Source organism: Mycolicibacterium frederiksbergense (assembly GCF_012223425.1).
GTDB classification, from domain to species: domain Bacteria; phylum Actinomycetota; class Actinomycetes; order Mycobacteriales; family Mycobacteriaceae; genus Mycobacterium; species Mycobacterium frederiksbergense.
The window spans coordinates 2,382,725-2,395,511 of the sequence record NZ_CP038799.1; the positions used below are offsets into that span (position 1 = coordinate 2,382,725).

Below are 12,787 nucleotides of genomic sequence, written 5' to 3' on the forward strand. Positions count from 1 at the left end.
TTGAGGGGCCGGCAGCGGGAGTGGCGCCCGGGCTCGGGGGGCGGATCAGACCTTGGCGATGAAATCCGAGGTGTAGACCTCGGCGGGCTGCTGCGAGAACGGGGAGGGACGCTCCACCGAGACCCAGACGCCGGTGGTGCCCGAATCGATCGGGGTGGTCACCGTGACGTACGCCGCGCCCGCACCGTCGGTGCGCACCCGAACGGGGGCGACCCCGCAGTCCGCCGAACCGCGCGGCATCTGAAAGACCTTCACGTAGTAATCGGTATCGGGCAGCGCGGTCTGAAGTTGCACGTCGACCGCCACGGAGTCGGCGGCGGCCGGGTGTACGAAGGCGACTGCGCGGGCGTACCCGGTGCGCCAGGTGTACTCCGCGACGCTGAAATCACAGGCCCGCACGATGCTGGTCATGGGCATCACGGCAGCACCGGCGGGTGCCGCTGTCGCAAGGCCGGAACTGGCCGACAGCGCCGCCACCGCGGCCATCAGCACTTTTGCGCCCCGACGCGCCATGTTGCCCAACCCTTCAGAAGTTACTCGTCAGTAGCATCTTAGCTTCTCGAACGTCAATTTTGACGGTCGTCAGGGGTGATCGTGGTCACCGTCGATCGCGCGGAATACCTCGGGCCCACGCTCGGTTGACATGTCCGACGGTGCCGGTCATGCCCGGGTACCACTTAGAAAATCGTCGCTTCGTGCGACCACTTGCCGAGAGGCGTCATGCCGGCACCGTCCTCGAACCTCCCCCGGTCTACCATCGGCACGGTGAGCAACGTCGATCCCTCGCCCGACGAAGTCGATTGCCGCGCATCGCGATTCACCGGTGTCCTGCAGGCCCGCGAGGTGCCCCTCGGCGGCCCGCGGGCCATGCTGGTCCGCCGCACCCTTCCTGCCGCGCAGCGCTCCATGATCGGGGCCTGGTGCTTCGCCGACCATTACGGCCCACACGACGTCCGTTCCTCCGCCGGTATGGATGTACCGCCCCACCCGCACACCGGATTGCAAACCGTCAGTTGGCTTTTCCAAGGCGAGATCGAGCACCGCGACAGCGCGGGTGTGCATGCGATGGTGCGTCCCGGGGAGCTCAACCTGATGACCGCCGGCGCCGGGATCTGTCATTCGGAGGTGTCGACACCTGCGGCCTCCGTCCTGCACGGCGTGCAGCTGTGGGTCGCCTTGCCGGACTCCGCCCGCGACACCGGCCGCGATTTCGCCCACCACGTACCCGAGGCCACCACCGTCGACGGCGCGACGCTGCGGGTCTTCCTCGGCGACATCGCCGGCAGCCGGTCACCGGTGCACACCTTCACCCCGCTGCTCGGCGCGCAGATCGATATCGACCCGCGGGCGACCGTGAACCTGGACGTGGACCCGGCCTTCGAGCACGGCGTGCTGCTGGACGCGGGTGACATCGAGGTCGCGGGCACCGCGCTGCAACGCGCCGATCTCGCCTACCAGTCCCCCGGCTGGGATCGCCTCGAGATCGTCAACCGCTCAGACGCGCCGGCCCGGCTGATCCTGCTGGGCGGGCCGCCTTTCGGCGAGGCCCTGTTGATGTGGTGGAACTTCGTCGGCCGCAGCCACGACGAGATCGTCGCCTACCGGCAGGCCTGGCAGGACGGTGCCGACAGATTCGGGGCGGTCACCGGATACCAGGGGCCCGTCCCCCGCCTTCCCGCTCCGTCGATGCCCGGCACTAGGCTCAAACCCCGTGTCCGCTGAACACACCGACCGCACCGGCGCGCAGGCCACCGTCGCCGCCGGAGACCGGCAATTCACCATCTCGGTCGACGGCCACCGGGTGGGTCTGATCGATTTCTACGACCGTGACGGCGTGCGCACCTTCACCCACACCGAGGTTGATCCGGCGTTCGGCGGCCGCGGCCTGGCCACCATTCTGGTCGAACAGGCCCTGCGGGCCGCCCGCGACGCCGATCTGCGCATCGCCTCGCACTGCTCGATGGTGACGCAGTACATCGCCAAGCACCCCGAGTATCAGCAGTGAGTGCACGACCGACGGCGTACTACACCGCCGACGGTGACGACTTCATCCCCACCAGCATCGCCCGGGGTCCGTGGGGCGAAACCATCAGCGGCAATGTGCTCGGCGGACTGCTGGGACACGTCATCGACCGGGACTTCGGCGACCCCGACCTGCAGCCGGCCCGCCTCACCGTCGACCTGTTCCGCCCCGCCGCGCTGGCGCCGCTGACCATCCGCACCGAGCCCATCCGCACCGGCCGTCGGATCCGGGTCGTCGATGCCCAAGCAGTTCAAGGCGGCGAGGTGGTGGGCCGCGCCAGTGTCGTGCTGCTACGCCGCGGTCCGGCGGCGCCGACTCGGATCTGGACCACTCCGGTCGATATCCCTGCCCCGCCCGGGCCCGACCGCGTACCCACCGATGCGCCGATGCAGCTGGTGGCGCACGGCGCAGGCAGCAGTTCAGATCTGAGCGCGTGGCAACACACCGGGCCCAAGCACATCTGGCTGCGGAACGTCGCCCCGCTGGTCGAGGGGCAGCCGATGACACCGTTCGCCCGGGCCGCGATGGCCGGTGACGTGGTCAGCTCGCTGACCCACTTCGGGCCCGATGGGCTGCTGTACATCAACGCCGACTACACGCTGACTCTGAGCCGGCTACCCGAGGGCCCGGAGATCGGGCTGAGCGCACTGACGCACTACAGCGACGCAGGTGTGGCCACCGGGACCGCGACCCTGTTCGACCGGCACGGCCCGATCGGCAGCGGTATCGCCACCGCGCTGCTCAGCCCGGGATTCGCGCCGCCGGATCACTGATCCAGGTACTTGGCGGTGCTGCCGCCGAGGGGCACGGCGGGCATGCCCAGCTTGCGGTGATCCCAGCTGCGCCGCCGCGACTCGACCACCCGGACGCTCACCCGGTTGTTCATCATCTGCTCCACAAAGGGTTTCATCTCATCGGTGTAGGGGCCGGTGTAGCGTTCCCACACACTGATGCCGACCCGCAGATTGGTCTCCGGGTCGTCGATGATCTCGGCGGTGCCGTCGATGGACACCCCGCGCAGCGTGTCGTAGGTGTGGCCGTCCTCGATCATCACCGTGATGGTCGAGTCGCGTCGCAGGTTCACCGCCTTCTGCGATTTGGCCTTCGTCTCGAACCAGATCTCACCGTCGAGGACGGCGTACCACATGGCCACCAGGTGGGGCCGGCCGTTGGGCAGCACCGTCGCCATGGTGGCGGTGCGGCTGCGGTCGATGAACTCGGTGATCTCGTCATCGGCCATCACGATCTTGGCGCGCTGATTGGTTCCCATGATCAATCCTTATCAGGCTGTCGCCGCGGTGCCCGTCACCGGGATGCCGTTGAACGCCCCGTTGTCCGACGGCCAGTCGGCGCTCAACGGGGTGCCGCGGCCGCCATGAGCGCCTCGGCGGCCGGACCGAACATCGTCGTCTTGATCGCCCCGAGGGTGCCCGGATCCTTTCCGGCGAACGGCCGCAACAGATCCAGTGCGGCAGAGGTGACCGCGCCTTCGGCGGCGACGGCGTCCACGATCCCGTAGGTCTGGGCCTCCGGGGCACCCAACCGGCGGCCGGTGGTCATCGATGCGACGGCCGCCTGCGGTGTCAGCTTCGCCTGGATCAGGGCAGCCATGCCGGGGGTGAAGGGGATCCGGATATCGGCCTCCGGGAAACAGAAGTATCCGCGGTCGGTGCGCATGACGCGGAAGTCGTGGGCGGTGGCGAGCATCGCCCCGGCCCCGAAGGCGTGCCCGACGATGGCGGCAACCGTCGGGATCGGCAGGGTGAGCACGCGGGCCAGCAGCGTCTGCACCTGCCCGACGTACCACTGGGTCTGCTCGCCGTGGGCGGCCAGCCAGTCCAGGTCCAGACCGTTGGTGTAGAACTTGCCGGTCGCCGTGGTGACCAGACCCGCGGCCCCGTCGGCGAGCACCTGATCGAGCAGTGCGTGCACGGTGTCCAGGAAATCGGGGGTGAAACGGTTCTCGTCATCGCCAAGGGTCAGGACGGCGATACCGTCCACCTGGTTCAGGGTCGGTGTCATCGGTGTCGCGCCTTTCGTGGGGGTGGTCCGGTATCGAGCACCGCACGCACGGCAGCGCCCAGCTGCGCGCGGGCGGTCGGATCGTGCAGACGGTTACGGCTGAGCAGGATCGCGGTCGGCAGATCGACGACGCAGGCGGTGACGGTGTCGACCGCGGCGGCATCGCGGCGTGCCCACAGCTGCTCGGCGAGCCGGATCATCAGCTCCACCAGCAGGGAGTCGAGGCCGAGCAGCTCTGCGGTGAGCTGCTCGGAGAGTTCGGGTCCGAGGATCTCCTCGCGCCGCACCGTGAGGACCAGCCGGGCCGATTCCGGGTGGTGTTCGGCGAAGATGCCCGGTGCCTGGGCGGCGGCCACCACGGCCTCGACGCCGACGGCGGTGCCGACCGCCGCGCGCTGGGTGTCCAGAAAGCGGGTGCCGGCCCGCAGCCAGGCGCGGCCCATGAGCTCCGCTCGCGACGAGAAATTGTGGTAGAGCGCGCCATTAGACACTCCGGCCGCCGAAGCCACGGCCCGCACCGTGACCGCCGCCGGCCCCTGGCCCGCCGCGAGGGACTCCACCGCGTCGAGCACGGTGTCCAGGTCGTACACGCGGGGGCGGGGCACGGCACGACTGTAACGGAGCATTTGCTCTGTTACAAAGGCCGGTACGCACGGGCGTGCACCACCGGCTAGCCTTCGGTACATGAGCGCAGGCCTGTTCGCCCTCCTCGACGATGTTGCCGTCCTGGCCCGCCTGGCCGCCGCGTCGATCGACGACATCGGCGCCGCAGCGGGTAAGGCCACCGTCAAGGCCGCAGGCGTCGTCATCGACGACACCGCCGTGACACCGCAATATGTGCAGGGCATCCACGCGTCCCGCGAGCTGCCGATGATCAAGCGCATCGCGATCGGGTCGCTGCGTAACAAGCTGTTGTTCATCCTGCCCGCGGCGCTGCTGCTGAGCATCTTCGCGCCGTGGGCACTGCCGTATCTGCTCATGGCGGGTGCGACGTTCCTCTGCTTCGAGGGCGCCGAGAAGGTATGGGGCTGGATCACCGGCAAAGACGCGCACGCCGCTCCCGTCGCCCTGGCCGGCGAGGATGCCGAGAAGACCCTGACCTCGGGCGCCATCCGCACCGACTTCATCCTGTCGGCCGAGATCATGGTCATCGCGCTCAACGAGGTGGCCGACCAGACGTTCTGGCTGCGACTGGCCAGCCTGATCGTCGTCGCCATCGTCATCACCGCGGCGGTGTACGGCGTCGTCGCCCTGATCGTAAAGATGGACGATGCCGGTCTGGCGCTCGCGCAGCGGTCCTCGGCGTTCGCGCAGAGGCTCGGCCGCGGCCTGGTCGCGGCGATGCCCAAGGTGTTGGGTGCACTGTCGATCATCGGCACCGTCGCGATGCTGTGGGTCGGCGGCCACATCCTGCTGGCGCAGAGCTACGAAGCCGGTTTGCGGCCGCCCTACGACCTCGTCCACGACGCCGAGCACTGGGTATCCCACGCGATCGGTTTCGCCGAGGGCGGGGTGGGCTGGTTGGTCAACACCGGAATCTCCGCGGTGGTGGGCCTGGTGATCGGCGCCATCGTCGCGGTGGTCGTACACGTGCTGCCGTTCGGCAAAAAGAAACAGGCCCACTGACCACATCCAGACCGGCCCCCGAAGGGACCGGCCTGGAATGAGGGCTGCAGGTTAGACCAGATCCGCGTTGGCCACCTTGGTCCACGCGGCGACGAAGTCCTTGACGAACTTCTCCTTGGCGTCGTCCTCGGCGTACACCTCGGCCAATGCGCGTAGCTGCGAGTTCGACCCGAACAGCAGATCGACCCGGCTTGCGGTGTATTTCGTTGCGCCGCTGGCGCGGTCGGTCCCCACGTAGGTGCCGTCATCAGCCGGTGACGGTCCCCACTTGGTGCCCATGTCCAGCAGATTGACGAAGAAGTCGTTCGTCAAGGCGCCCGGGTTCTCGGTGAACACACCGAGTTTGGTACCGCCGTAGTTGGTGTCCAGCACGCGCAGGCCACCGATCAGGGCGGTCATTTCCGGACCCGAGATACCGAGCAGGTTGGCCTTGTCGATGACCTCGTACTCGGCGGGCAACGACGCACCCTTACCGACGTAGTTGCGGAAACCGTCCGCCTTGGGCTCCAGGTAGCCGAACGACTCGACGTCGGTCTGGTCCTGGGTGGCGTCCCCACGACCGGAGGTGAACGGCACCTCGACATCGAATCCGGCTGCCTTGATGGCCTTTTCGAGGCCCACCACACCACCGAGGACCACCAGGTCGGCGAAGGACACCGCGATGCCGGCCGAAGCCTGGATCTCCTCGAGCTTGGCGATCACCTGGGCCAGCTCATCGGGCTCGTTGGACTCCCAGCCGATCTGCGGCTGCAGGCGGATGCGGCCACCGTTGGCGCCACCGCGCATATCGCTGTTGCGGTACGACGCGGCTGCCTTCCACGCGGTCGAAACCAGCTGCGACACACTCAGACCCGATTCGGCGATCGCGGCCTTCAGCGTTGCGACGTCGGCATCGCTGACCGGGGTTCCGGCCGGCACGACGTCCTGCCACAGCCAGGTCTGCTGGGGAACCAGCGGACCGAGGTAGCGCTCCACCGGGCCCATATCGCGATGCAGGAGCTTGAACCAGGCCTTCGCGAACTCCTCGGCCAGCTCCTCCGGATGATCCAGCCAACGGCGGGTGATCTTCTCGAAGCCGGGATCCACCCGCATCGAGAGATCGGTGGTCAGCATGCCCGGATGAGTCTTGCCGTTGCCCTGCGCCATCGGTACCGAGTTGGCCCAGCCGCCGTCCTTGGGCCGCCACTGGTGGGCGCCCGCGGGGCTCTTGAACAGCTCCCACTCATTGCCGTAGAGGATCTCCAGGAAGCTGTTGTCCCACTTGGTGGGCGTGTGCGTCCAGGTCACCTCGAGGCCACTGCTCACGGTCTCGTTGCCGACACCCGAGTTGGCCCAGCCCAGACCCTGCGACTCCAGCGGCGCGGCTTCGGGCTCCACACCGTTCTCGACCTCGGTGGCGCCGTGGGTCTTGCCGAAGGTGTGGCCGCCGATGATCAGCGCCGCGGTCTCGACATCATTCATCGCCATCCGGCCGAAGGTCTCCCGGATATCGGTGGCTGCCGCCAGCGGATCCGGGTTACCTTCCGGGCCTTCGGGATTGACGTAGATCAGACCCATGTGGCTGGCACCCAGCGGGTTCTCCAGCTTGGTCCGGTCGCCGTTGGCGCCGGCGTAGCGCTCCTGGCTGCCCAGCCACTCGTGCTCGGCGCCCCAGTAGACGTCCTCCTCGGGCTCCCAGTAATCGGGGCGACCGAAGGCGAAGCCGGCGGTCTTGAAGCCCATGTGCTCGAGCGCACGGTTGCCCGCGAAAACCAGCAGGTCCGACCAGGACAGCTGCTTGCCGTACTTCTTCTTCACCGGCCACAGCAGACGACGGGCCTTGTCGAGGCTGACATTGTCGGGCCAGCTGTTGAGCGGGGCGAAGCGCTGCATGCCCTTGCCGCCGCCGCCACGGCCGTCGACCACCCGGTAGGTGCCGGCGGCGTGCCAGGTCATCCGGATGAAGAACGGTCCGTAGTGACCGAAGTCCGCCGGCCACCAGTCCTGTGAATCGGTCATCACCGCATCGACATCGGCGGCGAGCGCATCGACATCGAGGGATTTCACGGCCTCGCGGTAGTCGAACCCGGGATGCGGGTTGATGATCTCGGGGTCCTTCTGCAGGATCTTCAAGTTGACCGCGTTCGGCCACCAGTCGCGGTTGCTGCCACCCTCAACGGGAGGCTTGATCAGCATCGGGCACTGAGCCTCGGCGGGCTCGGTCTGCGCCTCGCCTATCGGGGGACTTGTCTCGGCCATTGTGGATCCTTCCGGGGGCTGTCGGAACTCGTTATTTGCTGCGAAACACTCTGCAAGGTAATGCAATCGGGGCAAAGGCCCCAGTAGATGACCTCGGCTTCGTCGATGGCGAACCCGAGATCATCGGAGGCGGTCAGACAGGGGGCTTCCCCGACCGCGCAGTCGACATCGGCGATGACCCCACACGACCGGCACACGACGTGATGGTGGTTGTCGCCGACCCGTGACTCATAGCGAGCCACAGAACCGGACGGTTGAATGCGGCGCACCAGGCCGGCGGCAGTCAGCGCATTGAGCGAGTCATAGACGGTCTGGTGCGACACCTCCGGCAATTCCGCGCGTACCGCGCGAATCACCGAATCCGTATCGGCGTGCGGATGCCGGGAGACGGCGCCGAGCACCGCCACCCGGGGGCGCGTCACGCGCAACGAGGCTCCCCGCAGCATCTGCTGGAAGTCCGCTGCCGTGTCCACAAGGCGAGTCTGTCGCCTTTTCTGGAATTAGTCAAGATAAAGTACGGGGCGAGTTCGTGCGCCCGCCGGCGCCCCCGGGCGGCGCAGAACCCTCACCACGGGCCCGCCTAAGGTGTCGGGCATGGCCGGTCTGCGATGCGCTCTGCGCGCCACCCTGATGTTCATTCTCGCGATCGCTCTCACGGTTCCCGGTGTCGCGCACGCCGTCGCGCCGAACTGGTCCGGGCTGGACGCCCGCTTCTTCGCCGGCCCGATCCCGGAGCCCGGCAATCTCATCGAAACCGTCCCGCTGGCACCGGAACTGTCCATCGCCGGTGCCGGCGCCGCCTACCGAATCCTCTACTCCACCACCGACCAGCACGATGCGCCGGCGGTGAGCACCGCCGCGGTGTTCGTCCCGCGCACGCCGGCGCCGCCGGGCGGCTACCCCGTGATCGCCTGGGCCCACGGCACGGTCGGCCTCGGCGACGACTGCACCCCTTCTTCGCTGCCGCGCACCCCGCGCGACGACGAATACCTGTCGCACTGGCTCAACCAGGGGTACGTCATCGTGGCCAGCGACTACGCCGGGCTGGGCACCCCGGGTCTGATGAGCTACCTGAACAGCGTCACCACCGCACACGGTGTCATCGATTCGGTGATCGCCGCCCACCGGATGGACCTGGCGCTGTCCCCGAAGTGGGCCATCGTCGGCCAGTCCCAGGGCGGTGGCGCGGCGGTCGCCAGTGCCCGGTGGGCCACCGAGTTCAGCGCCGGCAGCGGTCTCGACTACCGCGGCGTGGTCGCCACCGGCACCCCGGCGAACATCCAGAAGTTCGTCGCGCAGGCCGGGCCCGATCTGCAGCTGCCCGAGCTGGGACCGGTCGCCAACGCCTATACGGCCTACATCATCGCGGCGCTGCGGGAGGCGCGTCCCGATCTCGATGTCAACAGCGTGCTGTCTCCGGCCGGCCTGAACGCGGCCGCCCGCGCCGAGACGGTGTGCGTCCACCCGCTCACCGACGAACTCGCCCAACTCAGCCCGGCCGACATGTTCTCGGCACCGCTGATCTCGATCCCGGGAGTCGAGGACGCGCTGCACGATTTCATGGGCACCCCGGTGTCGGGCTATGACCGGCCGATGTTCCTCGGAGTGGGCCTGCTCGACCGCGATGTGCCACCGGCCTCCACGCTGGCCTTCTACGACCAACTGGTCGCCAACAACCAGAACGTCGAACTGCGCATCTACCCGGAGCAGGATCACAGCGGGACGGTGCTGGCCTCGCTGGTCGACTCGACCCCGTTCCTGCGCAACGCGTTCGGTTAGGGTTCGCCGGCCAGGAACCGGGCGTCGACGGTCGCGGAGACCTCGATGTCCTCGGGCAGCAGTTCGACGTCGCCGCCACCGGCCGGACTCGCCGCGGCCCGCAGGAAGGTGCCACCGTGGCCACCTTCTGGATGGAGCTGGGCGGCAAGCATGCCGGCGTCCGCGATGGCCACCGGCCGCACCGTGCCGAGCTCGAGTGCATCCGCGTACTGTTGCGCCCGCGCCGCCGCATCACGCACGGCGCGGGTGCGCGCGTCGGTGATCAGTGCATCCCGCCGGGCGGCCGTGAGCGCCCAGATCACCTGGGCCACCCGGAATCCCCCGGTTCCGGCCACGTGCTCGCCGACCCACCGCGACAAGGCGGCAAAGTCGCGGAACTTCACCTCTACTCCCACGCTGGCGTGGTGCACCATCGGCAACTGCTTGCCGTCCTTGTGCCAGGGCCGCCTCGACCAGGTCCGCAACTGTTCGGCCGACCACCACGTCACCGGGGCCGGATCGAGGCTCTGCAGCCTGCTGATCGAGTCCTTCACCACGGCGAGATCGTGGGCCACCCGGTCATAAACCGTGCCCATGTCCGGGCCCTCGTAGGTGATCGCGGCCTTGACGGTCCCCCGCTCGGGTGACTGGAAGGCGGAGAACGTTCCGCGCACCGTGATCTCGGTCGGCATCTTCGAAGCCTAGCCACAACAGCCGAGCGGGCAGGCCCGAACTACACGGTCGAGCCTGCCCGTGAGCACTGTCAGAAGGGGCCCTTCGGGCTCACCGGCACCGTGATGATGGCGGTGGAACTGGAGATTCCGTTGGACACCGTCACCGTGAAGGCATCGCTGAGATTGCCTCCGGCCACCCACGAAGCCAACCGCGCCGCGGACGTGGGCGTGAAGGTGAAGTCTCCGTTGGCGCTCACCGTGTAGCTGCCCTGGATCCCTCCCAGGGTCAGGGTGAACGTCAGCGGCAGGCCGTTCGGGTCCGTCGACACGAGCTTGCCGGTGACCCGGCCATTGCTGGTGTTGACCTGCTGATTGGTCTTGGTCGGCGAACTCGGCGGTGCCGGGTTCGGTGCGATCGGCACCGTGATGGTCGCGAGGCTGCTGCTCCCGGCGGCGTTGGTGGCCACCACCGTGAAAACGTCCGGAGTGGTGATGCCGGCCGAGGCCAGCGTCCGGGCGGCGGCCGACGGTGTGTATGTGTAGGCACCGGTGGCTTCGTCGAAATTGAGCGTGCCCGCGATGGTCGAGGTGAGCACGTCGTAGGTGACCCCCGCACCGAGCGGATCGGTGGACGAGACGCTGCCGGTGACCACACCGGTGGCCGCATTGGTGCTCTGCGCTCCGCCGACCGGAGTGCCGGGTTTCGCATTGGCCGCGGTGATCGGGACGGTGATGATCGCCGGGGAGCTGGTGAAGGTCCCGTTGGTGGCCACCACCGTGAACACATCCGACACACTGCCCAGACCCGCACCGGCCAGCGCCATCGCCAGCGCAGACGGCTGATAGGTGTACTCACCGGTGCTGTTGTCGAAATTCAGCGTGCCACCCAGCGTCCCTGTCAGCACCGAGTAGGTCACCGGCTGGCCGGTCGGATCGGTGGAACCCACCTGGCCAGTGACCTGACCGGTGGTGGTATTGGTGTTCTGCGACAACGACACTGGTGCGCTCGGGGTGGCATTGCCTGCCGTGATCGGCACCGTGATGAGCCCGGGCAGGCTCGTCAGCGAACCGTTCTTGGCGACCACCGTGAAGACATCGGAGACCGGGCCGATGCCGAGGGCGGCCAGCGCCATCGCCAGCGCCGAGGGTTGATAGGTGTACTCGCCTGTCGCATTGTCGAAGGTCAGCTGGCCGCCGAGCGTCGACGTGAGCACCTGATAGGTCAGTGTGTGTCCGGCGGGGCCGGTCGAACCGACCTGCCCCGTCACCAGTCCGGTGGTCGTGTTGGTGCTTTGCGACACGGTCGCCGGAATACCCGGGGTACCGGCGGTTGTCGCCCCGATCGGCACCGTGACCAGCGCGTAGTTGGACGCGATGCCATTGGACACGGTGACGGTGAAGATATCGCTGAGGGGCGCGATGATGGCCGCGAGTCGCGCCGCTTCCGATGGGGTGTAGCTGAAGGCTCCGTTGGCGCCCAGCGTGACCTCACCCAGCAGCGGATCGATGGCCACCGTGTAGGTCAGCGCCAGGCCGGACGGGTTGTCGGCGGTGAGGAATCCGGTGACGGTCCCGGTTTCCGGGTCGGGCTCGGTCGGCGTGGCAATGACACCGGACGGCGGCGCCACGCCCCATTCGGTCTGCAGCTGGCGGAACCACGTCCAGGCGGCGGCTAGGCCCACATCCAGTTGCGGCAGCGGTGAATTGGTATTGACACCGAACAGGTTCAGGATGCCGCCGACGAACTTCAGCACCGGAATGGCGATCGCCTTCGGAACGGGCGCGGGCTCGGCCGCCGCGGCCACGTTGGAGGAGACCGTGTTGGCCCCGGCCAGCGAGGTCGCCGCGTATGGGGTGACCGTCGGCGACGAGCTCACCTCGGGCGCAGCGGCGGTGGCGTCCGCCTCCGCAGAGCCTGCTCCCGCCAGGGTGTCGACCTCGGCCGCGATAACGACCTTGGGTGTCTCGGCGATCTCGTTCGCCGCCGACGCCGCCGTAAGCCGGTTCTGCAGAACGGACTTCGCGCCGCGCACCTGCATGCCGCGGGTGGTCTTCTTGGTGGTGCCGGCTTCTTCCTCGGCGCCGATACCCGCATCGATGCCGGTGTCGGCGTCGCCCTCGGCCGAGTCTTCGGACTCGTTGGTCGTCTGCGGCCCGGCGCTGGGCGCACCGGTCGACGACGGCGCCGGGTTGTCCGGCGAATTCTGACCGGCCGACGTGGACGACTGGCTGGTGGTCGACGTCGAACCGGTCGAACCGTCGTCGGCGTAGGCAACGCCGGTGCCGCTGGCCAGGGCAGCGCCCAGCCCCAGGGTCACCGCGCCCGCCCCCAGCCAGGCGTACGGCTCCGGCCGGTTGCGCTTGACGCGGTGGCTGCCGCGGCCTCCGTTGCTGCCGGACCGATTCGTCTTGGTGCCTTTCGGCAACCGGTGCCCACCTGCCATCG

The 12,787-nt window shown here is 68.3% G+C and carries 13 protein-coding genes; 5 read left to right on the forward strand and 8 right to left on the reverse strand.

Features of this window, described 5'->3' with window-relative positions:
• Positions 1-45 precede the first annotated feature (45 nt).
• The gene (locus EXE63_RS14400; RefSeq protein ID WP_168142489.1) at positions 46-513 is read right to left on the reverse strand and encodes a hypothetical protein; all 468 of its coding nucleotides are present in this window, start codon (positions 511-513) and stop codon (positions 46-48) included.
• 252 nt (positions 514-765) lie between these two features.
• On the opposite strand from EXE63_RS14400, the gene EXE63_RS14405 reads away from it, so the two are divergent.
• Genes EXE63_RS14405 through EXE63_RS14415 form a run of 3 tightly spaced genes read left to right on the forward strand, consistent with a single transcriptional unit; the run spans position 766 to position 2,796 of the window.
• Positions 766-1,722, forward strand: a complete 957-nt coding sequence (locus EXE63_RS14405) for a pirin family protein (protein WP_168142490.1) — start codon at positions 766-768, stop codon at positions 1,720-1,722.
• Positions 1,712-2,005 (forward strand): GNAT family N-acetyltransferase, encoded by a 294-nt coding sequence (locus EXE63_RS14410; RefSeq protein ID WP_168142491.1) that lies wholly within the window; start codon positions 1,712-1,714, stop codon positions 2,003-2,005. Before EXE63_RS14405 ends, EXE63_RS14410 begins: the two co-directional genes overlap by 11 nt.
• On the forward strand, positions 2,002-2,796 hold the full coding sequence (locus EXE63_RS14415) for a thioesterase family protein (RefSeq protein WP_168142492.1): 795 nt from the start codon (positions 2,002-2,004) through the stop codon (positions 2,794-2,796). The genes EXE63_RS14410 and EXE63_RS14415 overlap by 4 nt, the downstream gene beginning before the upstream one ends.
• Here EXE63_RS14415 and EXE63_RS14420 read toward each other — a convergent pair.
• The 3 genes from EXE63_RS14420 to EXE63_RS14430 form a co-directional block, all read right to left on the reverse strand.
• Positions 2,790-3,293 (reverse strand): pyridoxamine 5'-phosphate oxidase family protein, encoded by a 504-nt coding sequence (locus EXE63_RS14420; RefSeq protein ID WP_168142493.1) that lies wholly within the window; start codon positions 3,291-3,293, stop codon positions 2,790-2,792. The genes EXE63_RS14415 and EXE63_RS14420 overlap by 7 nt on opposite strands.
• An 83-nt stretch (positions 3,294-3,376) precedes the next feature.
• Positions 3,377-4,045 (reverse strand): enoyl-CoA hydratase-related protein, encoded by a 669-nt coding sequence (locus tag EXE63_RS14425; RefSeq protein WP_168142494.1) that lies wholly within the window; start codon positions 4,043-4,045, stop codon positions 3,377-3,379.
• Entirely contained in the window at positions 4,042-4,650 is a 609-nt protein-coding gene (locus tag EXE63_RS14430) for a TetR/AcrR family transcriptional regulator (protein ID WP_168142495.1), read from the reverse strand. The genes EXE63_RS14425 and EXE63_RS14430 overlap by 4 nt, the downstream gene beginning before the upstream one ends.
• A gap of 79 nt (positions 4,651-4,729) precedes the next feature.
• Between EXE63_RS14430 and EXE63_RS14435 the strand changes: the two genes are divergently transcribed.
• Complete coding sequence (locus EXE63_RS14435; RefSeq protein WP_168142496.1) at positions 4,730-5,671, forward strand: DUF808 domain-containing protein; 942 nt, start codon at positions 4,730-4,732, stop codon at positions 5,669-5,671.
• Between the two features lie 51 nt (positions 5,672-5,722).
• On the opposite strand, the gene katG is transcribed toward EXE63_RS14435, so the two are convergent.
• Positions 5,723-7,909 carry a catalase/peroxidase HPI gene (gene katG / locus EXE63_RS14440; RefSeq protein WP_168142497.1) on the reverse strand — a complete coding sequence of 729 codons (2,187 nt, stop codon included), beginning with the start codon at positions 7,907-7,909 and terminating at the stop codon, positions 5,723-5,725.
• On the reverse strand, positions 7,885-8,355 hold the full coding sequence (locus EXE63_RS14445) for a Fur family transcriptional regulator (RefSeq protein ID WP_276006467.1): 471 nt from the start codon (positions 8,353-8,355) through the stop codon (positions 7,885-7,887). The genes katG and EXE63_RS14445 overlap by 25 nt, the downstream gene beginning before the upstream one ends.
• Positions 8,356-8,539: 184 nt before the next feature.
• Between EXE63_RS14445 and EXE63_RS14450 the strand changes: the two genes are divergently transcribed.
• Positions 8,540-9,688, forward strand: coding sequence for an alpha/beta hydrolase family protein (locus EXE63_RS14450; RefSeq protein ID WP_168145588.1), 1,149 nt, complete (start codon positions 8,540-8,542; stop codon positions 9,686-9,688).
• Here EXE63_RS14450 and EXE63_RS14455 read toward each other — a convergent pair.
• The gene (locus EXE63_RS14455; protein WP_168142498.1) at positions 9,685-10,359 is read right to left on the reverse strand and encodes an SIMPL domain-containing protein; all 675 of its coding nucleotides are present in this window, start codon (positions 10,357-10,359) and stop codon (positions 9,685-9,687) included. The two genes, EXE63_RS14450 and EXE63_RS14455, sit on opposite strands and share 4 nt — an antisense overlap.
• Positions 10,360-10,430: 71 nt before the next feature.
• Positions 10,431-12,785: an Ig-like domain-containing protein gene (locus tag EXE63_RS14460; protein WP_168142499.1), complete on the reverse strand. Its 2,355-nt coding sequence runs from the start codon at positions 12,783-12,785 to the stop codon at positions 10,431-10,433.
• Positions 12,786-12,787 lie beyond the last annotated feature (2 nt).